The organism is Aeromonas aquatica (assembly GCF_000764655.1).
GTDB classification, from domain to species: Bacteria; Pseudomonadota; Gammaproteobacteria; order Enterobacterales; family Aeromonadaceae; genus Aeromonas; species Aeromonas aquatica.
Genome location: NZ_JRGL01000088.1, coordinates 16,227 through 39,377, shown reverse-complemented (window position 1 = coordinate 39,377; position 23,151 = coordinate 16,227). Strand labels below are relative to the sequence as shown.

Annotated in this window: 17 protein-coding genes; 13 read left to right on the top strand and 4 right to left on the bottom strand. The window is 61.4% G+C overall.

Annotated elements, in window-relative coordinates; translation table 11 throughout:
* Positions 1–465: 465 nt before the first annotated feature.
* From LG30_RS0108835 to LG30_RS0108825, 3 genes are all read left to right on the top strand, one after another.
* Entirely contained in the window at positions 466–2,361 is a 1,896-nt protein-coding gene (locus tag LG30_RS0108835) for a PTS fructose transporter subunit EIIC (RefSeq protein ID WP_033130343.1), read from the top strand.
* Positions 2,362–2,636: 275 nt separating this feature from the next.
* Positions 2,637–2,891, top strand: a complete 255-nt coding sequence (locus tag LG30_RS0108830; RefSeq protein ID WP_033130342.1) for a hypothetical protein — start codon at positions 2,637–2,639, stop codon at positions 2,889–2,891.
* A 61-nt stretch (positions 2,892–2,952) separates the two neighbouring features.
* On the top strand, positions 2,953–3,747 hold the full coding sequence (locus LG30_RS0108825; RefSeq protein WP_033130341.1) for a hypothetical protein: 795 nt from the start codon (positions 2,953–2,955) through the stop codon (positions 3,745–3,747).
* A gap of 163 nt (positions 3,748–3,910) precedes the next feature.
* Here the strand turns inward: LG30_RS0108825 and LG30_RS21145 are convergent, their stop codons facing one another.
* The 4 genes from LG30_RS21145 to LG30_RS0108805 form a co-directional block, all read right to left on the bottom strand.
* On the bottom strand, positions 3,911–6,196 hold the full coding sequence (locus LG30_RS21145) for an Ig-like domain-containing protein (protein ID WP_052100942.1): 2,286 nt from the start codon (positions 6,194–6,196) through the stop codon (positions 3,911–3,913).
* Positions 6,197–6,559: 363 nt separating this feature from the next.
* A complete protein-coding gene (locus LG30_RS0108815) occupies positions 6,560–7,417 on the bottom strand; it encodes an aldose 1-epimerase (protein ID WP_033130340.1) in 858 nt (285 codons plus the stop codon).
* Positions 7,414–8,844 (bottom strand): sugar porter family MFS transporter, encoded by a 1,431-nt coding sequence (locus LG30_RS0108810; RefSeq protein WP_274518499.1) that lies wholly within the window; start codon positions 8,842–8,844, stop codon positions 7,414–7,416. Before LG30_RS0108810 ends, LG30_RS0108815 begins: the two co-directional genes overlap by 4 nt.
* 92 nt (positions 8,845–8,936) lie before the next feature.
* Positions 8,937–12,215 (bottom strand): DUF5107 domain-containing protein, encoded by a 3,279-nt coding sequence (locus tag LG30_RS0108805; protein WP_033130338.1) that lies wholly within the window; start codon positions 12,213–12,215, stop codon positions 8,937–8,939.
* A 119-nt stretch (positions 12,216–12,334) separates the two neighbouring features.
* Between LG30_RS0108805 and LG30_RS0108800 the strand changes: the two genes are divergently transcribed.
* The 10 genes from LG30_RS0108800 to LG30_RS0108760 all read left to right on the top strand — a co-directional run bounded on the left by LG30_RS0108800 (position 12,335) and on the right by LG30_RS0108760 (position 23,049).
* Positions 12,335–13,549, top strand: a complete 1,215-nt coding sequence (locus LG30_RS0108800) for an ROK family transcriptional regulator (protein WP_033130337.1) — start codon at positions 12,335–12,337, stop codon at positions 13,547–13,549.
* 185 nt (positions 13,550–13,734) lie between these two features.
* Positions 13,735–14,016 (top strand): hypothetical protein, encoded by a 282-nt coding sequence (locus tag LG30_RS0108795; RefSeq protein WP_033130336.1) that lies wholly within the window; start codon positions 13,735–13,737, stop codon positions 14,014–14,016.
* A 414-nt stretch (positions 14,017–14,430) separates the two neighbouring features.
* Positions 14,431–14,976 carry a GNAT family N-acetyltransferase gene (locus tag LG30_RS21530; protein ID WP_081966103.1) on the top strand — a complete coding sequence of 182 codons (546 nt, stop codon included), beginning with the start codon at positions 14,431–14,433 and terminating at the stop codon, positions 14,974–14,976.
* Between the two features lie 481 nt (positions 14,977–15,457).
* Complete coding sequence (locus tag LG30_RS0108790; RefSeq protein WP_238566408.1) at positions 15,458–15,979, top strand: GNAT family N-acetyltransferase; 522 nt, start codon at positions 15,458–15,460, stop codon at positions 15,977–15,979.
* A gap of 444 nt (positions 15,980–16,423) precedes the next feature.
* Complete coding sequence (locus LG30_RS0108785; protein ID WP_033130335.1) at positions 16,424–18,328, top strand: fructose-specific PTS transporter subunit EIIC; 1,905 nt, start codon at positions 16,424–16,426, stop codon at positions 18,326–18,328.
* 429 nt (positions 18,329–18,757) lie between these two features.
* Positions 18,758–20,164 carry a hexose-6-phosphate:phosphate antiporter gene (uhpT, locus tag LG30_RS0108780; protein WP_033130334.1) on the top strand — a complete coding sequence of 469 codons (1,407 nt, stop codon included), beginning with the start codon at positions 18,758–18,760 and terminating at the stop codon, positions 20,162–20,164.
* Positions 20,165–20,386: 222 nt separating this feature from the next.
* Positions 20,387–20,692: a PTS fructose transporter subunit IIB gene (locus LG30_RS0108775; protein ID WP_033130333.1), complete on the top strand. Its 306-nt coding sequence runs from the start codon at positions 20,387–20,389 to the stop codon at positions 20,690–20,692.
* Positions 20,693–21,460, top strand: coding sequence for a PTS sugar transporter subunit IIA (locus LG30_RS0108770; RefSeq protein ID WP_033130332.1), 768 nt, complete (start codon positions 20,693–20,695; stop codon positions 21,458–21,460).
* A 105-nt stretch (positions 21,461–21,565) separates the two neighbouring features.
* Positions 21,566–22,555: a pseudouridine synthase gene (locus LG30_RS0108765; RefSeq protein ID WP_052100938.1), complete on the top strand. Its 990-nt coding sequence runs from the start codon at positions 21,566–21,568 to the stop codon at positions 22,553–22,555.
* 26 nt (positions 22,556–22,581) lie between these two features.
* Entirely contained in the window at positions 22,582–23,049 is a 468-nt protein-coding gene (locus LG30_RS0108760; protein WP_033130331.1) for an NUDIX hydrolase, read from the top strand.
* Positions 23,050–23,151: the final 102 nt, after the last annotated feature.

Here is a 23,151-nt window from a genome sequence, read left to right as displayed (position 1 = left end):
AGTGCCCAACGAAATAAGCGATTGATTAAACCATACCCAATCTGAAAGTTGGATTAACACAATCCGGCAGGGCGGCGACTCCCCTCGTCGCAAGCCGTCATGCCCATGGGTCATGGGGTCGGCTTTTGCCAAACGGCTCACATTTCAAGGCCAGGTCGGGGCGCACAAATCTCCATTCAGACGGTACCGCCCAGGGTGATGGTGGCCCTCGTCGCGTTTTTAATCCATGACCACCTCAAAACTAACTAACTGTTTTAAATTGAATTTATCTTCCATTCGTCAGATTTTAACCCACACACCAAAATGCGAGCAGAGTCACAGGCCGAGGGCATTGACACAAAACTCCAGTAAAGGGCACATATGTCCGATTTCGGTGAGAGGGGTTGGACGAAACAATAGAGGGGTCAATCGTTTGCTCCATCCATGAATCACCTCACCAAGGCTCGCAGGAGCCAGGAGACACATATGCTCACCTCGTTGATAGATGAAGGACTGATCTGCCTCGACATCGTCGCCAAAGACAAACAGGGGCTGTTTGTCGAGCTGGCCGCCCGGCTCAAAGCCAGCGGCAAGATTGCCAATCAGGACCAGTTCGTGCGCGACCTCTGGGCACGGGAAAATCTCGACAATACCGGCTTCGAGCAGGGGGTCGCCCTGCCCCACGCCAAGAGCGAGGCGGTACTCCAGCCCGCCATCGTCATCGGCATCAGCCGTCAGGGGATCGACTACGGCGCCGAAGATGGGCAACCCTCCAAGCTGTTCTTCATGATTGCCTCCCCTGCCGGCGGCGCCAACCACCATATCGAGGTGCTGGCCGAGCTCTCCACCAAGCTGCTGGAGCCAGGCTTCATCCCGCAGATGCAGGCGGCCACCAGCAAGGCCGAGGTGCTCAGCCTGTTGACCAGCGCCCAGCCCGACCCCAAGCCGCGGCCACAAGCCAAAACCCAGGAGAAGCCCAGCCTGCCTGAGCCCCAGGATCGCAGCATCAAGGCCCAGCTCGGCACCCTCAAGCAGCACCTGTTGTTTGGCACCTCCCACATGATCCCCTTCATCGTCGCGGGGGGCGTCTTGCTGTCGCTGTCGGTGATGATGAGCGGCAAGGGCGCGGTGCCCGAGGCCGGGGTGCTCAAGGACATGGCCGACATGGGCATCGCCGGGCTCACCCTGTTTACCGCCGTGCTCGGCGGCTACATCGCCTACTCCATGGCGGACAAACCGGGCCTGGCGCCCGGCATGATCGGCTCCTGGATCGCGGTGCAGCAGTTCCACACCGGTTTTCTCGGCGCCATCCTGGTGGGCTTCATCGCGGGCCTCATCGTCAATCAGCTCAAACGCATAAAACTACCGGACTCCATGAGTTCGCTCGGCTCCATCTTCATCTATCCGCTGATCGGCACCTTCCTGGTGTGCGGCATAGTGATGTGGGTGATAGGCGCTCCCATCGCCGCCATGATGGACGGGATGAACAACTGGCTCTCCAGCATGGCGGGCTCCGGCAAGGTGATGCTGGGCGCCATCCTCGGCGGCATGACCGCCTTCGACATGGGCGGCCCGGTCAACAAGGTCGCCACCCTGTTCGCCCAGACCCAGGTCAACACCCAACCCTGGCTGATGGGGGGCGTCGGCATCGCCATCTGCGTGCCGCCGCTCGGCATGGCGCTGGCCACCCTGCTCTCCCCCCGTCGTTACAAGAAAGAGGAGCGTGAAGCGGGCAAGGCGGCCGCCATCATGGGCATGATCGGCATCAGCGAAGGGGCCATTCCCTTTGCCGCCGCCGACCCGGTGCGCGTCATCCCGGCAATCGTCGCGGGCGGCATCGTCGGCAACATCACCGGCTTCATGATGCACAGCATCAACCACGCCCCCTGGGGTGGCTGGATAGTGCTGCCGGTGGTGGAAGGCAAGATGGGCTACATCCTGGGCACAGTGCTCGGCGCCCTGACCACGGCCCTCATCGTCAACCTGCTGAAAAAGCCGGTGACCGAGGATGAAGAAGTAAGCCAGCCCGACAGCGACTACCAGGCCATCGAGGCCGAGGGCGAGGCGGACGTGCTCGCCATCACCGCCTGCCCGTCCGGCGTGGCCCACACCTTCCTCGCCGCCAAGAGCCTGCAAAAGGCGGCCGCCAAACAGGGGATCAAGCTGAAAGTAGAGACCCAGGGCGCCAACGGCATCATCAACCGCATCACCGCCAAGGACGTGGCCAACGCCCGCTACGTCATCCTGGCCCACGATGTGGCCATCAAGAACCGGGAGCGATTCAAGGACATCGAGATCATCGATGTGAAGACCAAGGAGGCCATCCACAATCCGGAAGGGTTGCTGGCCCGCACCCTGGCAGGCAGCAGCAAGGTAGCCTGAGCCACCGCCGACTGACATGACGAGGGGCCGCAAGGCCCCTTTTTATTGGATGGCGCGATGCCATCCCTGCCAGATAACCCCTTCGTTCAAGCCGCATGTATAGGGCCTCAGAACAAATATATGGTGCCCCTTGCCCCGTTTTTCCTTGCCGTTATGGCTGAGCCACGAGCGCACCTTCGGCGATGGAACTGACCCAAGTGGGGATGGCCGCTCCTCTCACCTGTTCGCTAAGATAGGCGCTCAGGCACCATGTCTTTCCCAATCCGGAGTCATCGATGGACCTCATGTTACTGCTCGGTCTATTCGCCATGGGAGGCACCCTCTATGCCCTGCGCTTCTGGGACAAACGCCACGCCAACCCCGACTGGCTGCGCCTACCCACCAGCGAGGATGAGCTGAATGCTCGCTGCTGCACCTGCGGCTCGGACAAGGTAGTCGGCCATCCCCAGACCGGCTGGCCCGACCATCGCTATCGCCACACCTGCCTCGCCTGCGGCAAGGTGTTGTTTCGCACCGAAGAGCCGCGCTGAATAGCCTTTATGGCCAGCAGCTTGCTGATATGAACTAGTGACAGGATTTAAAAGGATATCCATGAGTGAGCCCATATTCACGACCCGTTGGCGCTGGCTACGCCAGCATGTGAGGAAACTACGGGCGACCAAGCTGGAAGCTGAAGATGAGGGAACCATCTGGCGTTTCGTGGGTATTGTGATGACGGCGATCCCCGTCCTGACTGCTGCGACTTATTTGTTGGGGATGGCCTATCACTATGGCTACACCATGGCATTTCGTCTTGATTACTCTGAGTTTTCCGCGCCAGCGGACTATCTCCTGGCCTTTGGGCTAATCACTACTCTCAATTCACTCAAGCCGTGGATGTGGGTCGTGTTGGGCCTCATTGTTTCCATTTTATCCATTTGTGCCGTCCTGATCTTTTGCCCGCGCTGGAGGATCGGCCTCACATGGTGGTGGCAAACATCATGGTTGTATCGGGCTGCTTGCAAGCAAGCCAAACAGAAAAAACGCTACCCAGCCCCCTCTCTTCGCCGGACATTTATCTGGCTTGGCAATAACTACTACAAATTTGCCTTCCTAGTTCTGGCGGTGCTGACCCCCGTCATGGGAGCTATCAGCTTCTTTATACAAGGATTAAAGGCAGCACAAGATCAGATAACCCGCCTCGAACAAGGCACCTGGCCGATGAGCGAGGCCCATAGCCAGTCGCCCCTGTTGGGGGATGAACCCCATATCCGCATCGCCTGCAATGGCAGCCATTGTGCCTATCGCCTCAAGGGAGGCGATACCCTGATCCTGCGCTTCGATCAGATTGAGCAGACCCGCTATCAGCTCAAAAAGCCCTCCCAAGATGAAGCGAGCCGCCCCTGAGGTGACCCACTCACCGTTAGCCCGGCGCCCTTTGCCATCGCCATAAAAAATCCGGAGCCAGTTACTGGCTCCGGATGCTTGTCCCTCACGGGCGGTCGGCATCGGCCGTGTCACCCGTCTGTTCGCGGCTCGATCAGATGAGCGCGACTGGTACTCCGCCGGCTTAAGGGGTCGGCTTGACCAGTGTGTCGAGCCCGCTCACCACCAGGGTACCTCTGCCTCCCGTCATCTTGTGGAAGTTGGTGCCCTGCTGGGAGGGGTTATCAGTTCGGGCCAGCAAGGTGGCACCATTGTTGTAGTTCTTGATCTCGGTGGCGGTGAGCGACCGATCCGACAGCACCAACAGCAACACCCTAAACTCCCGCTGCGCGGTGGTGGCGCCTGGCACCCTGGGCTTCTGGTCGGCCGGGATAAGTGCATAGGCGTTCAGACTGGCCGGATCCGTCATCTCGGCGGAGTCCATCAGCCCCATCAGATAGAGCTCGATATCGGCGTAGTTCGCGCTCACGTTGTTCAACTGCCCGACGATACCCAGCTCGTTGCCCCAGTGACCCGGATAGCTGCTCGGCACCACCCAGTTCGCCCAACGGTGGGTCATCTCGTGCAGTATGGGGCCATAGGCCGAGGTGGAGAGGTACTTCTTCCTGTAGAGGAAAGAGATGCCCTGCAGCTTGCCGTCCGAGTGGAAGTCCGCCGTGTTATCAAACAGAGAGAGCCCTATGCCTTCGACGTCGTTTCTGGCATGAGTGAACTCGCCGGTGGGCATGCCCGAGGGAACCTCCTCGTTGTTCATCACCACGGTGATGAAGTCAAACTCGTCGCGGAACTGGTTGTAGACCTGCCCGGTCAGCTCCTTGAGGGCACTCTGCCCCTGAGCTGAATTGATGGAGGTCGCATTCCAGAACGCGAACGCCTCCGGGCTCAGTTGCAACGAGGCAATCTGGTTAAGCATCGGCTCTATGATGATGGATGCCGGTTGCGTGACCGACAGCTGCGCCGCCGTGCTGGCGACACCGCCCATGCTGGCGGTGATGAGCGCCAACCCCTCGGTCAGGCCGCTGGCCTCCCCTCGACTACCATCCACATTACTGATGGTCGCCACTGCGGGCGCATCGGAGTGCCAGGTCAGGGTAGTGTCGCGGGTCACATCTTGTGAGCCACCGTCAGAGAGGGTCGCCATGGCCTGGAACTGCTGCCGGTTACCGATGGACACCGACGCCGTCTGCGGGGTGACCGCCAGACTGGTCACCACGGCGGATGACACTGTCACGGGAGCCGATGCCGTGAAGGGCGTGCCATCGATCGTCCCGCTTGCGGTGATGGTGGCGACTCCCGCCGCCTGGCCCGTCACCAGACCCTTGCTGCCTTCGAGACTACTGACGGTCGCGACTACCGGCTGGCTGCTGTGCCACTGAATGAGGGGGTTGTCGGTGACGTCAAACGAAGTCCCATCGGACAGATGTGCAATGGCGCTAAAGAGCGTCTGCAGCCCCACCGGGACCGTTCCGTTCGCCGGTTGCATCTCGAGCCGAATGACAACGGCCGAGCTCACCCTGAGCTGCTCGGTCGCATTGAAGGAGACACCATTGACTGTTCCGCTTACTTCTATGGTGGCACTCCCTTGTGCCAACCCGGTAACCAACCCGGTGTCGCTGATGCTCGCCACCGCCGGATCGCTGCTGAGCCAGATGATGGATTCATGATCGGTCACATCGATGGGGGCACTGCCATCCGACAGGCTGGCAAAGACACTCATCTGCGCATTCAACCCCATCGGCAGCGGATCTTGCGGGGCATGGATATCCAGCCCGGTGATCACGGCATCCGTCACCTCCAGCGGGGCCGAGGCCTGGAGCGGTGTGCCATTGGACGTGGCGACGGCCTCGAGGGTCAGGATCCCGGTCGCCAGCCCGGTGGCCACCCCTTTGTTGCCCTCTTCGTTGCTGACAACCGCGCGGCTGTCATCACTGCTGTGCCAGCTCAGGGCCGAGGCGTTGGTCACATCCCGCGATTGGCCGTCGGAAAAGGTGGCGATGGCCATAAAGGACTGACTCAGGCCCACTGGTACGGTGGCGACAGATGGCGTCAATTGTAATTCACTCACATAGGTGTCGATGACCTCCACCCTGGCGGTGGCGCTGTATGGCTCGCCGTTGGCGGTGCCTGTCGTGGTGATGAGCGCCGTCCCCGGGCTTATTCCCTTGGCGAGCCCATCGTCATCTATGGTGACCACTGTACTGTCGCTGCTGCTCCAGACGATGTTGGGATGCGATGTCACATCCTGCACCATGCCATCATCCCAGATAGCCATAACCTGAAACTGCTGCTCAAAACCGACGGGGACCTTGGCCTCCCCCGGGCTTATCTGCAGCGAAGAGAGGGGATGAGCGTCTTCCGTTGAGCCCCCCTCATCGTCATTACCACACCCCAGCAGCGCAAGGGCTGTCAATCCTATTATCAAGCACTTGCCTAATGTCATTGTTCACTCCTCCCTAAAGCACTCCCTTACCCGGTTCACCCACGGTGAGCCGGTGCTGCCTCTCGCGGCAGCGATTTGAACCTTTCGCGGAGTAGAGCAATGGGCCCTGCCGCCGTCCATCGAAAGTCGCGGCGCATTCAGAGCGGGTTAAGAAAGGAGATAAGGACAGACCAGTCCGGGGATGTCGGCCGGCGCTGGCGTGAAGGCCGAGACCGGGATGGCCCCGGCCGTCGGCTCACCGGTCCGGGAGATGGGTCACCAAGGCACACGTCATCCGATGTATGAGTCGAAGCCCTTGCGGGCCTCGAAATGGGGATGGGACGAGGCACCGACTCATGGCGTCGCCAGCAGGCTGATGGTCATGCCGAGGCTCATGCGATCGCCGCGCGTCAGCAGCCGCAGACCGGGGTGACCGGCCATATGGTGGGCGTTGGCGGCGTGACTCTGGGGCTCAAGGCAGACGAAGCCGCTGCCCTCGTCGGGCTGATAGAGCATCAGGAAGCCGCCATCGCTGGAGATCTGCAAGCGTTGATAGCGGCCAGGATGCTCGATCTCGGCCTGCCCGCGCCAGCCGCCATAACAGTGGTTGAGCCAGCCCTGTGGCCGCCGCCACTGACGAAAGTCCAGGTTGGGCGCCAATGCACTGCTCCAGTGGGTCGGCAGGTGATCCGCCCCCTCCTGCCAGACCCCGCTCGCCAAAAAGCGCAGCCGGGTCTGCTCATCGCGCCAGAAGAAGGGGTGAAAGCCCGCGCCATAGAGGCAGGGCGCCTCCCCCAGATGGGTCAAGCCGATGCGCGCCACCAGGCTAGGCCCCTGCAGGCGATAGTCGATCTCCGCCAGATAGTGAAAGGGGCCGTTATGGCCAGTGAGCTGCAGCGTCACCGAGCTGCCGGTCTGCGCCACCGTCTGCCATGGCCGCAGCCACCCCTCTCCGTGCAGGAAGAAGTCGGGATCGGCGTCGCTCTCGGGCAGGGGCTGCGCCTCCCCCCACAGCTCGAAGCCATTGCCCGCCACCCGGTTGGCCAGCGGCAACATGGGAAACAGGGCGCTCTGCCCCGGCTGCCAGGGGGCCTCGGGGTCGGTGTCCCGCAGCAGCGGGCGCCCTTTGTCATCCTCCAGCCCCAGCAAGCAGGCCCCCTGGGTTGAAACCCGCATCCGAAGATGCGGGTTGTTCAGGTTGTGCACCTTCATGCAGAGGTGCTCGCCTTGGCCTGGGTCAGCTCCACCTTGCCCTGGGCCAGCTGGGCTTCCAGCGCCTCCAGGGTCACGCCCTTGGTCTCGGGCACCTTGCGGTAGATGAAGATGAGGCCGGCGAAGCTGATGAGGCCATAGAGCAGGAAGCTACCCGCGGCCCCCAGTCCGGCATTGAGCAGCGGGAAGGTGTAGGTCAGCACAAAGCAGGCGATCCAGAGCGCCAGGGTGCCCGCCGACATCGCCAGACCCCGCACCCGGTTCGGGAAGATCTCCGAGAGCAGCACCCAGGTGACCGGCGCCAGGGTCAGGGCATAGATGGCGATGGCCGCCAGCACCAGCAGCAGCACCGGCAGGCCCAGCACGCCGCTGGCGTAGGCCGCCGCCATCATGCCGTAAATAAGGGTGAGGCCGGCCGAGCCAATCAACATCAGCTTGCGGCGGCCGATCTTGTCCACCATGGGCAGCGCGATCAGAGTAAACAGCAGGTTGATGAGGCCGGTGGCGACGATGGACTTGAGGGTGCTGTCGATGTCAAAGCCGGCGGAGGCGAAGATCTCCTGCGCGTAGTTGAAGATGACGTTGATGCCGCACCACTGCTGGAACACCGCCAGCACTATGCCGATGATGAGGATGGGGCGCACCGAGGGTTTGCCGAGTTCTGCCAGGGAGACCTTGTGGGTCTCCCCCACCAGGGTCTGGCGGATCTCGGCCAGGGTCTGTTTGGCATAGGCATCGCCGCCTATCTTGCCGAGCATGCGGGACGCCTTCTCATACTGCCCATCCTTGGCCAGCCAGCGGGGGGATTCCGGCACGAAGAACATCAGCACCAGAAACGCCAGGGCGGGCACCAGCTCGGCGCCGAACATCCAGCGCCAGCCGGACTGACCGTTCCAGGTCGCCAGGATATCGGCCTGGGTCGCGCTGCTGGCCACCGGATCGGCGATCATCAGGTTCACCAGCTGGGCGGCCAGCACCCCGATGACGATGGTGAGCTGGTTGATGGCCACGAACTTGCCGCGCTTGTCGGCCGGGCTTATCTCGGCGATGTACATGGGGGAGAGCGCCGAGGCGAGACCAATCCCGATGCCGCCGATGATGCGGTAGACCACGAACAGATCGAAGTTACCGGCAGCGGCCGTGCCCCAGGCCGAGATAGTGAACAGGATGGCGGCCAGGATCAGCGGCTTCTTGCGACCGAAGCGATCGGACGACCAGCCGGAGATGGCGGCCCCCAGCACGCAGCCCACCAGCGCCGAGCTCATGGCCCAGCCGGACTGGGCCGGATCCGTGATGGCGAAATAGGCCTCATAGAAGGGCTTGGCCCCGCCTATCACCACCCAGTCGTAACCGAACAGCAGGCCACCGCAGGCGGCCACCAGGCAGATCATCCAGATGTAGCCCATATTGAGCCCACCCGTATCCATTTGATTTCGCGAACTTTTCATGACTCACTCTCGCTATCTTGTGATTGTAGGGTACTGGGGCGCTCCGCACCGTGGCGGAGCGCCGGTTTTTGTTATGAGTGGAGCTGAGATTGGCGGCAGAGCAGGCTGAACAGGTGCCCCTTGTCATGGGCCGGGTTCAGGGCGAGCAGCTCGCGCAGGCTCTGCTCGCCGCGCGCTTGCTCCCCCAGCCCCAGCTGGCCGAGGGCCAGCACCAGCAGGCAGTGCTGGCGGTGTTTGTGCTGGGGATCGTCGTCGAGCACGATGAGATCGGGCAGGGAGACGGCGAAAAAATCCGCCCCGACCCGCTCGTCCATGGCCTGCCCGGCCCAGGCCACCATGCCCTCGAACAGACGCTGCGCCTCCTGCTTGTGGCCGAGGCGGGCCAGCGCCATGCCCCGATAGAAGAGGTAATCCACCGGCTGATCGTTGTAGTAACGGCTGGCCCCCAGCTCACCCTGACCGAGGCAGGCCTGATGCAGGCATTGTTCGGCCAGACTCTGCTGATCACAGGCGAGGTGGCAGAGCGCCAGCAGGTAGTGGATGTCGTTGTCGCTCTGCCCCACCAGGCGCCCCTCCCCCAGGTTGAGGGGATAGTGCAGCGCCTGCTGCAGCAGCGGTATGGCCTGCTCATGCTGCCCTTGCGCCATCAGTGCCAGTGCCCGGCGCTGCTGGTTGATGAGGTACTGGCCGGTGACCCTGCCCTCTCCCCCTTCCCAGGGGTGGAACTGGCGCAGCCGCAAGATCTCGGCCGCCGCCTCCAGTCGACCCTCGATGTGCTGGAGGCTGAGCAGCTCGGCGGTCAGATCGTCGCGCTTGAGGGCCACCTCCCGGTGCGTCTCCAGCAGCGCCAGCCGCTGCGCGGGTGCCATGGCGCCGCGCTTGTGCAGCTGATCCAGCTCGAACAGCAGGCGGGCATCGTCCGGCTTGAGGGCGAAGGCGCGACTCAGGCACTGCTCGGCCGCCGCCAGATCGCCGCTCTTGTTGAAGTGATAGATGCCGAGGTTGCGCCAGGCCGGGGCAAACCCCGGGGTCTGCTCGCACACCCCTTGCCACAGGGCGATGGCCGGCTCATAGCGGCGCTTGCTGTAGTGGAAGCAGCCGAGCAGGTAGCGGGCGAAGCCGCTGTGGGGCAGCCGCTCGAGCATGGCCACCTCCCCCAGGGTGTTGGGGAAGCGCACCTTGCTGGCAAAGGCCCGCTCGGCCCGCTGCAGCAGCCCCTCTTGTTGCTCCCCTGCCGGCAGCAGGCTGGCCTGGAACAGCAGTGGCAGGCTCTCCTCCACCGGCAGCGCCACCAGCAGCGCCATCGCCAGCTCGGGACGACCCAGCTCCAGCAGGTTGCTCGCCAGGAAGCAGAGGTTCACTCCACGGCCGTTGCACAGGGCCCGCAGCGCCTCGAGATCCCCCCCCTGCCCGCTCCCCTGCCAACGCAGGAAGGCGAGCTGATAGTGAAGCGGGTAACGGACTCGCTGCTCGTCTATGTAGGCGAGAGCCGACTCCCGCTCGCCACACTCCAGCAGCGCCAGCCCCTTGAGGGCGATGGCGCCGTAGTGGGTGCCGTTGACCGCCAGGCTGCGCTCGACAAATTGCAGCGCCTGCACCGGGTCGCGGCGCACCATGGCGATGCGGGCCAGGCCGAGGAAGCCGGCATCCCGGCCGTTGCCGCTCCAGGTCGCCTTGTGGAAGTCGTCGAAGGCGGCGTCCAGCAGGCCTTGGCGCTCCTCGATATGGGCGCGCAGCAGGCTGGCCTTGCCGCACTGGGGATTCTTATTGAGGCGATGGGCCCGGGTCAGCGCCTGGTTGGCATACGCCAGCGCCTGCTCATAGTTGGCGCGGTTGTATTCCAGCGTCGCCAGCGCCAGGTTGCAGCGATAGTCGCCCCCGTCCAGCGCCAGCGCCCGCAGGTAGTAGTCAAAGGGGGAGCGGCTGGCGTGCAGATACTGCTCAAGATGCTGGCCGATGAAGTAGAGCTCATCGACCGAGTCGAGATCCGCCGCGGCCAAGGGTGCCGTGGCCGGATCCGGCAGCGCCTCGCCCGCGGGCAAATGCTCGAGATAACTCAGGATCGGCTGGCCCTGCTCATCCAGCAGCCGTACCTGCAAACGTCCCTCGCTGGTGAGGGCGAACGGCTCAAGCCAGGCCTGACCCGGTTGCAAGTCGATGAACTGGCTAAGCAACACGCCGTTCTCGTCGCTCACCTCGAAGCGCGCCCCGCCCAGCGGCGCGATCGCGTAGGCACCGCACAGCAGGCCGTCATCGGTGCGCTCCAGCTTGATGGCGGCGCGGGTGTTGGCGTTTTGCAGGGTACCCAGTGTGTTGTAGGGCAGGAAGTTCTGGACGAACACCTTCTCCTCCCCCGCATCCAGCCAGGTGAAGTCGGGCTGGTTGTCGGTATAGACCCCGGTCATCAGCTCGATGTAGGGGCCGTTGTCGTCGGTCAGGTTGCGATCCCAGGCCAGGCCAAAGTCGCAGTTGCCCCAGCTCCACTGCTTCTTGCCGGGGGAGACGTGGTGATCCGCCACGTGCAGCAGGCCGCCCCGCTCGCCATGGCAATAGGCGCCGACGAAGTCGTAATCAGACTTGTCCGCCATATAGGAGGTGGGCACCGGGATGTTGCGGTAACGGGAGATATCGACCCCGGCGGAGTAATCCACCTTGTAGTAGGTGCCACGGGCGATGGGGAAGGCACTGACGTCACGCTTGCCGTGGTCATAGACGGCGGTCACATCAGGCGGGAAGACGCTCTGGTGATCGTCCCCGCCCTTGACGGCCGGGTTGGACCACCAGAGGAAGTGGCGCGGGGTGTCGTTGCCGTTGAACACCTTGCCGGTGATCTCGATGAGCGCCTTGTCCGGGTAGAGGGTGAAGCCCGCCATCACCTGCAGACCGCGCATCGCCTCCACCTCGCCGAGCCAGACGGTCTTGGCGCCGCCCTCGTGCTCCTGGATGGTGAAGTCCACCGGCATAAAGGTGGTGGGCCTGTGGTGCTGGGGCCAGTTGAACTCGATGCCGCCGGAGATCCAGGGCCCCACCAGCCCCACCAGCGCCGGCTTGATCACCTCGTTGTAGTAGACAAAGTCCCGCTGCATCACCTTGTCGTAGGCGCGGTGGATGCGCCCGCCCAGCTCCGGCAGCAGCATCACCTTGATAAAGTCATTCTCCAGCCAGACCGCCTGATAGGACTTCATCTGCTTCTGGCCGGTGAGGGTGTCGATCACCCCATAGGGATAGACGGCCCCCGAGGAGCCCTGATAGACCCGCTTCTCGAGAAACATGGGGTTGGGATCTTCGGCACCGACCTCGTAGGTCGGCAGGGTGACGGCTTCTACCCAGACTCTTACATCAGCTCTCATCAATCTCGCCTCATTCAACATTTATTAGTAAACGTTTCGATGAGGCCAGTTTAAGATGGCGATGACAGCGATTTTCGCTTAAAGATCACGCAATACAGTAAGCGGAGTTTAGTGAACTGATGATCATTGGCCTGAACAACCAGAAGGTACGCCACCACAACAAGCAGGTGCTGCTGGCGCTGCTCTACCAGCTCAAGGAGGCGAGCAAGTCCACCCTGGCCCGCCACTGCGAGCTCTCCATCCCGGCGGTCAGCAAGATCCTCGACGAACTGGTAGCCGATGGCGCCATCAGCCACAGCGAGCAAAACCTCTCCCTGCGCGGCATCAACGGCGGCAGCTACCGCATCGCCAGCGGCAAGGGAGCCATCCTCTGCCTAAACATCAGTCCCACCAGCATGGAGAGCATACTGGTGGACAGCCTGATCACTCCGCTGGATGAGTTCAGCGGCCAGAAGATAGCCCCGCAGACCCCGGAGGAGCTGCTGCGCCTGATCGAGGCCCACTACTACCAGCACAAGCGCCGTCACAAGGGGCTGGCGATCCGGCTGGCACTGGCGGTGCACGGCCAGGTCAACCCGGCCACCGGGGTCTCCCAGACCATGCCGCAGGCCCCCTGGCACGCGCCGGTCGAGCTCAAGTACCTGCTGGAGGAGCGCCTCGGCTGCGAGGTGATGGTGGACAACGACTGCATCATGCTGGCGCTGGCCCAGAAGTGGCAGGGCCGGGAGAGTGGCGGGGATTTTTGCGTCATCAACGTCGACTACGGCATCGGCTCCGCCTTTATCATCAACGGCCAGATCTACAGGGGCGCCCTCTTTGGCAGCGGCCAGATAGGCCACACCATCATCAACCCGGACGGCAGCGCCTGTGCCTGCGGCCGCTACGGCTGCCTGGAGACGGTCGCCTCGCTGTTTGCCATCAAGAAGCGGGCTAGGGTCTTTCTCAAGCAGCAAGCCAGCGCCGACAACCCGGCGCCGGCGGGCGGGGAGCTCGACACGGCCCAGTTGCTCGCGCTCTACCATCAGGGGGATGCCATGATCCGCGCCCTGGTGGACGAGGGGGCCCGCGCCATTGGCCTGAGCCTCTACAACTTCCTCAATATCCTCAACATCAACCGCATCTGGCTCTATGGCCGCAGTTGCGACTTCGGCGAGCCCTGGTTGCAGACCATCGTCAGCCAGACCGGTGCCAACCCCTTCGACTGCAGCGATGCGGTCAATGCGACCCAGTTGCGCTTCGGCGAACTCACCCGCCCCCAACAGGTGATGGGCATCGGCTATCTCTACGTGGAGCGGGCATTGGCGCAGCGTGATGCGGCAGGCTTTAGCCAGTGACGCTTCTTGCCCCGACAGATGATGCTGATTTCAACCAGGGAAACTTGCCGCCCCTTCCCCCGGCAGATAACCCGGCAGATAAAAAGTGAGCCCGCTCCCGATTGCAGAACTCCGTATGGGGAGTAGGAGAGCCAAGTGGAGAGGAATATGATGAGCGCACCATCCAGAGCAGGAGCCAGTGCATCATGACAGCCCAGCGTGAACAGCAAAAACAGAGTGCACAGCAGGAGCAGAGCGAAATCCATCCCTGCGACCAGTGCGGGGAGCGCACCCGCCATATAGTGGTGCTGGTCCCTCGCGATCACAGTCAGGACATCATGCCCAAAGACCCGCACAAGGCCTTCTGGCAAGCCTTTCGCGCCAGCACCCTCACCAACTGGGCATTTGGCGAGACCCTGGCCTATCAGACCACCCATGTGCGCCACCTGATCTGCGAGCGCTGCGGCGAGAAATTTCTCGAGTATTGAGCCCTGCTTTCCAAGCGCCATGTCACAGAACGGCTGGCGCCTCTGCGGTAACTCGAGTCAGCCCCGCTAATTCTGCGCTGGCCGCCCCCTGAACAAGCCATTTGTTGATCCCGAGCCGGTTTTTATTGGCTCCCTGTGTTGCTACCGCACCGCTTTGATTAAGATGTTCCACTTGGCTACAAATGCCTTTGTGGAGTCGCATCCATGACACGGATCTATTACGCCATTTCAGGTCAATCGCAGATGAAAAGCAGCAAGCTGGAGGCTGATATCCAGGGGCGGTAGCTTAGTCTGATAAAAAGGTGAAGGTCTTGAATATGTCTTCGCGAAAGTCCGATTACGCTGCGCTAATCGAACCTACAGTTCTAATCGGAGCGACACTTAACCGAGCGTTATACGTAACTAGGTGAATATATGGAAATAGTAGAAGCAAAACCATCAGATTTAGATCTTTTCTTTGAGTATCTAGGTGTTCAACTTCTAGAAAACGCATCCGACAACTCACCACTATTTCAACCAATTCCAAAGGATCACTGCAAAGTATCAGAACAACTTAGAACCAAGTTTCGAGATGGTTTTGGCGTTAGTATCGGTAAGCCAAGTTGGAGAAAGCTTTGGTTAGCTAAAGACTCAAGCAGCCATATTCTTGGGCATATAGATTTGCGCCATTACAGTGGAGAATATAATTTCCATCGTGTTTTGTTAGGCATCGGTGTAAAAAACAATGCCAGAAAACAAGGTTTAGGCATAACGCTATTAGAATCAGCATTCCGATTTTGCCAAGAGACTGACAGTATTGACTGGTTAGATTTAAACGTCCTTTCAAACAACATTCCAGCAAAGAGCTTGTATTTGAGGTGTGGCTTCAAAATCATAGGTGAAACATCTGATTTTTATCGCATTGATGGAGAGTCCGTGTCAGAAACCACGATGACTCTCTGCACAAAAAATCATGTATAAGGAATGCTTTTAGAGATGTTCTCTAGGCGTTGCATATCCAGGCTCGTAGGCTCGAATAGCGTAGTGTATTCGGACGATCGCGTAATCAAATCTCGTATACTGGTCTTGCAAGCTGTAGGTTGGGGCTGAACGAAGTGAAACTCAACGTTTACCACGAAAAAATCAATAAACATCTATAGTTCATGCGTCGCCATGTTCAATACCATCACGATTAACATAGCGACTTACTATTAAAATTAATCAAATCTAACAGACTAGAGAACCGAAAATGTATTTCTCGTCAAATTTAAATCTGGTCTGGCCATTACGGTACCTATCAACGTGATTTCTGCATGACCCGACATGATGTCTAGAGGGAGTTGTTTTCGCCAGGGGTTTTATGCCTCTATTTTTTTCGTCTCGGCTGTTTATACAGAGGTGGCGTGGCTGTTTCATCGCATAATGGACAGACAAAAGAAGCTTGGGGCCGGTGACGGTGTTTATGGATAACAATGAGAGCGCATTGAGCCTCACCTTTTATATACATGAGATAGGTGAATATAAGATGCAGATAAGAACAGCCTGCCGACATGAACTGGATACCATCTATCTTATGGGCTTCGATGTTTGGGGTGGGGGTCTGTCTCGAGATGAATATCTTGCTGGTTGTCAAAGCAGCAAGAAATACCAGTCCGGTGTTTGGTATGTATTGGTTGTCGATGAAAAGCCGGTCTCTTCCCTTATCGTTTATAGCGACCTATTTGGCCTCGGCCAGGGTTGCTTTGGTATCGGCTCCCTGGCAACGGATCCGGCGATGAGAGGAAAGGGTTTTGGCTCCCAGCTGCTGCGCGGCGTGACAGAAAAGCTCCTGAACGCTCCAGAGGCCATCGCCACTTTTCTGCATGCGGATATCGACCATCACTACTACGAGAAGTTGGGGTATCAGCGCATCCAGAGCGGTGATTGCATGTTCTTCTCTCTCGGGCACCCACACTATGCGGGTATGCCGCCCAGCTACTTTTAACCCGCCATCCATATGGCTATCGCCTCGATGGCCTGCGACTTTTCTCCAGCTTGCTCTCCCCTATCCTCCCCTGATGGCCGTCATTTATGTGCGCTGGCTCACAGCCTGCCGACTCTTTTCATCTCACAAATTTACAGAACAGGCTTCTCTCTCCAGTTCCCACTGGTAGGGCCACATCTGTCCAGCCGCATAGAAATAGACTATAACTGAATGATTTAATGTAGAAAAATACAGTCGCCATATTCCTCACGCCCAATCTATCACTTTGAGATCCTGCTCACACTCGGAATTTTACCGCACAAAAATCCAGTGATTCGCATATTTGTCCGATAGGGCGGTTGACACCGTGCAGCCATAATATGAGTGTCAATTTTGTCCGCATGCCTCGACCCGTCAACGGGCGTCGGCATGCCAACAGGCTTCATCAAGGAGCGGGAGAGCGCCATGATCACCACACTGATCAACGAACATCTGATCAATCTCGATTTAAAAGCGACGCGCAAGGAAGAGGTCTTCAGCGAGATGGCCCGCCTGCTGGTCGCCCAGGGCAAGGTCAGCGATGAGCAGCAGTTCATCAAGGACTTGTGGGCCCGGGAAGAGCTGGACAACACCGGCTTCGAGGAGGGCGTTGCCCTGCCCCACGCCAAGAGCGCGGCGGTGAGCACTCCGGCGGTGGCCATCGGCATCAGCCGCAGCGGTATCGATTACGGCGCCGAGGATGGCAAGCCCTCCCGGCTGTTCTTCATGATTGCCTCCCCGGCGGGCGGCGCCAACCACCATATCGAGGTGCTGGCCGAGCTCTCCGCCAAGCTGATCGAAGAGGGCTTTATCGACGCCCTGCTGGCGGCCAAGAGCCCCGCCGCCGCGCTGGCACTCTTGCTTGAGAAGAGAGAGGAGCAAGCCGCCCCCGCCGCCGACAAGGGCCTCATCATAGGTGTCACCGGCTGCCCGGCCGGCATAGCCCACACCTATCTGGCGGCAGAATCCCTGGAGCGTGCCGCCAAGGAATTGGGCTACGAGGTGAAGGTGGAGACCAATGGCTCCATCGGCGTCAAGAACAGCCCGACCGCGGCCGAGATTGCCCGCGCCAGCGCCATCGTCGTGGCCTGTGACAAGCAGGTGGACATGGCCCGCTTCAACGGCAAGCCGCTCATCAAGACAGGAGTGAAGGCCCCCATCAAGGATGGCAAGGGACTGATCGAGCAGGCCCTCAAGGCCCCCGCCTATGTGGCGGACAAGGATGAGCGCAAGAGCGAGGAGAAGAGCGCGGGCGGCAGCTCGGATCTCTACCGTTACCTGATGAACGGCGTCTCCCATATGATCCCGTTTGTGGTCACCGGGGGCCTGCTGATTGCGCTGGCGCTCGCCATCGGCGGGGATCCGACCCCGAGCGGCATGCAGATCCCGGCAGGGAGCATGTGGAACCAGATCCTCAACGTGGGCGTCGCCGCCTTCACCCTGATGATCCCCATCCTGGCCGGCTACATCGCCTATGCCATCGGTGATCGTCCTGCCCTGGCCCCCGGCTTTATCGGCGGCTGGATTGCCAACAACGGCAGCTTCTACGGCGCCGACGCCGGTACCGGCTTCATCGGTGCCATCATAGCGGGCCTCTTGGTCGGTTATCTGGTGCGCTGGATTGCCACCCGCCAGTACCACAAGATGGTGCAGCCGCTGGTGCCTATCCTGATCGCCCCCATCGTCGGTTCCCTGTTTATCGCCGCCGTCTTCATCTTCATCATCGGTGCCCCCATCGCGGACATGATGACCGGCCTGAACGCCATGCTGCTCTCCATGAGCGGCGGCAGCCTGGTGTTGCTCGGCATAGTGCTGGGTGGCATGGCGGGCTTTGACATGGGCGGCCCGGTCAACAAGGTGGCCTTCCTGTTCTCGGTGGGCATGATCGCCTCCGGCCAGACCCAGTTCATGGGGGCCATGGCCTGCGCCATACCGGCGGCGCCGCTCGGCATGTCGCTCGCTACCGTGCTCGGCCGCAAGCTGGGGATCTTCGATGCCTCCGAAATCGAGGCGGGCAAAGCCGCCGGTGCCATGGGTCTGGTGGGGATCTCCGAGGGCGCCATCCCGTTCGCCGCCCGTGACCCGTTGGCGGTCATTCCCGCCAACATACTGGGCAGCATGACCGCCGCCGTGATGGCCTTCCTGTTTGGCATCACCAACAGCGTCGCCCACGGTGGTCCCATCGTCGCCCTGCTGGGTGCGGTCAACAAGCCGCTGCTGGCCCTGCTCTGCATGGTCTGCGGCGCCATCGTCACCGGCGTGGTGGCGGTTGCCCTGAAAAAACTGCGGGTGAAGAAGACGGACGAGACCGCGCTGGCCAAGGCCGCCTGATCCCCTCTTTCCATACTTCAAGATCCAAAGAGGCCACCCCGGGGTGGCCTCTTTTTATTGCCTCTATTGCCTGTTCGCCGAGGCGTGCAGCTTCCCTCCCACAACACACAGACCCGCTTATCGACCAGCCATCCCGTGATCCCCTTCACACTTCGCGGCCAGATCCCGCCAAACTAGGAAATTTTCCTATCTCCCCTAGGGATGGCTCTCACGCCCTCCCGGCGGCGCCTCATTACAGTCGTCCCACCTGATGTAGTGACCCGCCCCTTCGCAGACGCAAGGTGCCGGGCACAGGTTCAATCGACTGGGCAGCCCCGCTTCCCCGTTGGCCTTTCCGTGGCGTGACCTCCCATAACAGATTGAATTATTTCAATACACAAATGAGGGGCGCGGCGGAAATTCCGTCTATCTCGCAGAGGATGAACGAAGATGTTTAAACTGCTCGAACAGGTCCGGATCCCCACCCTGGACCTGCCGGTCGAAGCCCGGCGCAAACTCTGGTTCAAGCCCTTTATGCAATCCTATCTGGTTGTATTCATTGGCTATCTGACCATGTATCTGATCCGCAAGAACTTCAACATTGCGCAGAATGACATGATCCAGGAGTACGGTCTCTCCATGACCGAGCTCGGCATGATAGGCCTCGGCTTCTCCATCACCTACGGGGTGGGCAAGACGGTCGTCTCCTACTATGCCGACGGCAAGAACACCAAGCAGTTCCTGCCGCTGATGCTGATCCTCTCCGCCCTCTGCATGCTGGGCTTCAGTGCCAGCATGGGGGGTACCGGGTTTAGCCTCTACTTTATGATCTTCTTCTATGCCCTGAGCGGCTTCTTCCAGAGTTGTGGCGGCTCCTGCAGCTACTCCACCATCACCAAGTGGACCCCCCGCAACAAGCGCGGCACCTACCTCGGCATGTGGAACCTCTCCCACAACGTGGGTGGCGCCGGGGCGGCCGGGGTGGCGCTGTTCGGTGCCAACTACCTGTTCGATGGCAACGTGCTCGGTATGTTCATCTTCCCCTCCATCATCGCCCTCATCGTCGGCTTTATCGGCCTGCGCTTTGGCAACGATTCACCGGAGGCCTATGGCCTTGGCAAGGTGGAGGAGCTGTTTGACGAGGTGGCCAGCGAAGAGGACATCGCCACCGAGGAGCAGAAGCTGACCAAGGGCCAGATCTTCGTGAAGTACGTGCTGATGAACAAGGTGATCTGGCTGCTCTGCTTCGCCAACATCTTCCTGTACGTGGTGCGCATCGGCATCGACCAGTGGTCCACCGTCTACGCCCATCAGGAGCTCGGCTTCTCCAAGGAAGTCGCCATCCAGGGCTTCACCTTCTTCGAAGTGGGCGCCCTGGTCGGTACCCTGATGTGGGGCTATCTCTCCGATCTGGCGAACGGTCGCCGCGGCCTGGTGGCCTGTGTGGCACTGGCGCTGATCATCGCGACCCTGGGTCTCTACCAGCACGCCACCACCCAGTTCATGTTCCTGGGTTCCCTGTTCACCCTGGGCTTCCTGGTGTTCGGCCCGCAGCTGCTGATCGGCGTGGCCGCCGTGGGCTTCGTGCCCAAGCAGGGGATCAGCGTGGCCGATGGCGTCAAGGGCACCTTCGCCTATCTCATCGGTGACAGCTTCGCCAAGCTGGGTCTGGGCATGATCGCCGATGGCACCCCCATCTTCGGCCTGACCGGCTGGAGCGGCACCTTCGCGGCGCTGGACATGGCCGCCGCCGCCTGCCTGGTGCTGATGGCCTGCGTGGCCGTGGCCGAGGAGCGCAAGATCCGTCGTATCAAACGTGAGCTGAAAGCGGCCGAACTGGCCACCCAGACCGCCTGATAGACAAAGTGTTTCACTCCGTAGTGTGCATTCGGCTCGCCCTTTGGCGGGCCGTTTTTTATGTTGGGCCGCCACTGTCAGCAAATGACACCAGATTGCAGCCACCCACGGTGCATCCTGCCACCACTGCACCGCCAAGATCCCACTTTTAGCCCGCACCTTTGGCAAAATCAGGCCCTTGGCGCTATCTTGTTGCCCCACCTCAATTTGCTTCGAGAGCCCATGAAGATCCTCGCCGTCACCGCCTGCCCCACCGGCATCGCCCACACCTACATGGCCGCCGAGGCGCTGCAAAAAGCCGCCGACAAGCTGGGACTGAAGATCAAGGTCGAAACCCAGGGCGCCATGGGGCTGGAGAACGTGCTGACCGCCCGGGACATCGCCGTCGCCGATCTGGTGCTGATCGCCTCCGATATCGAGATCGAACAGAAGGATCGCTTCCTCGGCTGCCCCCTGCGCCAGGTCCCGCTGGAGGCCGTGCTGCTCGATGCGATAGCCGTGCTCAAAGCGTCCATCAGCGGCGCCTGAATGCTGCGCCGCGAGCTCACCTTCTGCTGCCGCCAGGGCCTGACCATCACCCAGGCCAAGCAGCTCTGCCGGCTGGCCGGGCTGTTCAAGTCCCACATCCAGTTCATCAACATGACCCGTCGCCAGAGCGTGGGGGCGGCCAACCAGCTCGCCCTGCTCACCCTGGCCACCCAGCCCGGGGATCTCTGCCAACTGCTGATCGAGGGGCTGGACGCCGAGCTCGCCCACATGGCCTTTACCTGCTGGTGCGGGGAGCTGGGCCAGCCGCTCGGTCGGCCGGGCACGGCCGCCCAGGCCGAGCAGCGCCTTGGCCTCGCCCTGCCCGATTACTGCTTCTCCCTCGCTCAACTCGGCCACGCCAACGCCCCCCTCGACAAGGCCCTGGCCCTGAGGGTGCTGGTGGACTTGCTGCCCGGGGAGCGGGTGCGCGACAGACCCGCGCTGGAGCAGGCCATTCACGCGCGCGAGCAGCTGGCCGCCACCATCATCCGGCCGGGGCTGGCCATGCCCCATGTGATCTGCCCCGCCATCCGCCAGCCCACCCTCTCGCTATTGAGCTGCGATGAGCCCATCCACTGGGGATCGGCGCTCGGCCCGGTCAGCACCCTCATACTGCTGGCCATCCCAAGCGGCCTCGCCCCCGAACAGCTGCGCCCCCTCACCCGACTGGCCCGCGCCCTGATGGATGAGACAGTCAGCATGGCGCTCTTGCACGCAAGCTCCTCCCCCGCCCGGCAGGCCATCGTCATCGAAGGCCTGCTGAGCTGATCAGGCTCATCGACGTTTTTGCGCTGGCGTGAGCCAGCTTCGTTCATCTGCCAGCCGATCCCCCTGTGATACAATCGCGCATCCTCTGCTTTTGGTGTGCATGCGATGAAATCTGCCCGTCCCCGTCTCTCCCTCTCCCAGCGCCCTGCCAAGGGGGCAGTCAAGCCCCGCATTCAGCAGGCTCGCCAAGCTACCGGCACGGAGCGCAAGCCGGAGCTGGCGCCAGCCGATCGCAAGTTGCTGCTGCTGAACAAGCCCTACATGGTGCTCTGCCAGTTCACCGACGAGGCGGGACGGGAGACCCTCAAGGATTACATCCGTGAGCCCGGCATCTATGCCGCTGGCCGGCTGGACAGAGACAGTGAGGGGCTCTTGCTGCTCACCAACGACGGCAAGCTGCAGGCCCGCCTCACCCAGCCGGGGGAGAAGACCCCCAAGACCTACTGGGTGCAGGTGGAAGGGGTGCCGAGCGAAGAGAAACTGGCAGCCCTGCGCGCAGGAGTCGAGCTGAACGACGGCATGACCCTGCCCGCCGGGGCGCGGATCATGGATTCGCCCGCCGTCTGGCCGCGCAATCCGCCGATCCGCGAGCGCAAGGAGATCCCCACCTGCTGGCTCGAGATCAAGATAGTGGAGGGACGCAACCGCCAGGTGCGGCGCATGACGGCCCACATAGGTCACCCCACTCTGCGCCTCATTCGCTACGCCATCGGTGACTGGACCCTGGACGATCTGGCGTGTGGCGAGAGCTGCAGCCTGCCCGCCCCCGAGCTGGCAGCGCTCCCGCGCGCCAATACTCCGCACCGAGGCCGCCAATCAACGCCGGAGAGGCCAGTCAGAACCGCTACACCAAAGCAATTTGGCGATAAATTACGCGATCATAATCGACCAAAGGCAGCGCGAGATGCTGCTGACGCGGCGGGAAATAGCAGGCCCCATGCCACCAACGCCAGTCCCGCCCAGCCTACGGACGGCAAACCCCGCAGCACCGGCCGCGGCACCGCCCGCCGTCCGGCTCGCGCCGGCAACGGCAACGGCAACGGCAACGGCAACGGCAACGGCAACGGCAACGGCAACGGCAACGGCCAATCCTGAATGAACACGAGAGACAAGGAGTCCTTATGACTGATCACCCCCCGTTGCCCGCCAGATTGACGGTGGCCGCCCTGGTGCACTGGCAGGGCCGCTTCCTGCTGGTGGAGGAGGAAATCGCGGGCAAGCGCCGCTTCAACCAGCCCGCCGGCCATGTGGAGCCGGGGGAGAACCTGATCGAGGCCGCCTGCCGCGAGCTGAAAGAGGAGACCGGGCTCTGCGCCCGTCCCAACGCCTGGCTGGGGGTCTATCTGTTCAAACCGGCCGACAGCGAGGCCACCTTCGTGCGCACCGCCCTGGTGTTTGATCTTGAAAAGGCGCCGGGTCAGCACCATCCAGAGGATCCCGACGGCGACGTGCTGGCCTGCCACTGGCTCACCCTGGACGAGATCGCCGAGTGCAAACCGGCCCTGAGAAGTCCGCTGGTGTGGCAGTGCATCCAGGATTATCTGGGGGGCGCTCGCCTGCCACTGTCGGCGCTCAAAGCCTTTATTTGAAGCCTGTCCACGATCTTACTGCGAGGCCGTGATCAAGGCTCATGTGCTGCTCGCTTGTTTGTAATCAGGAAAGCTCATGTGTATTTACACACTCCGGTTCCT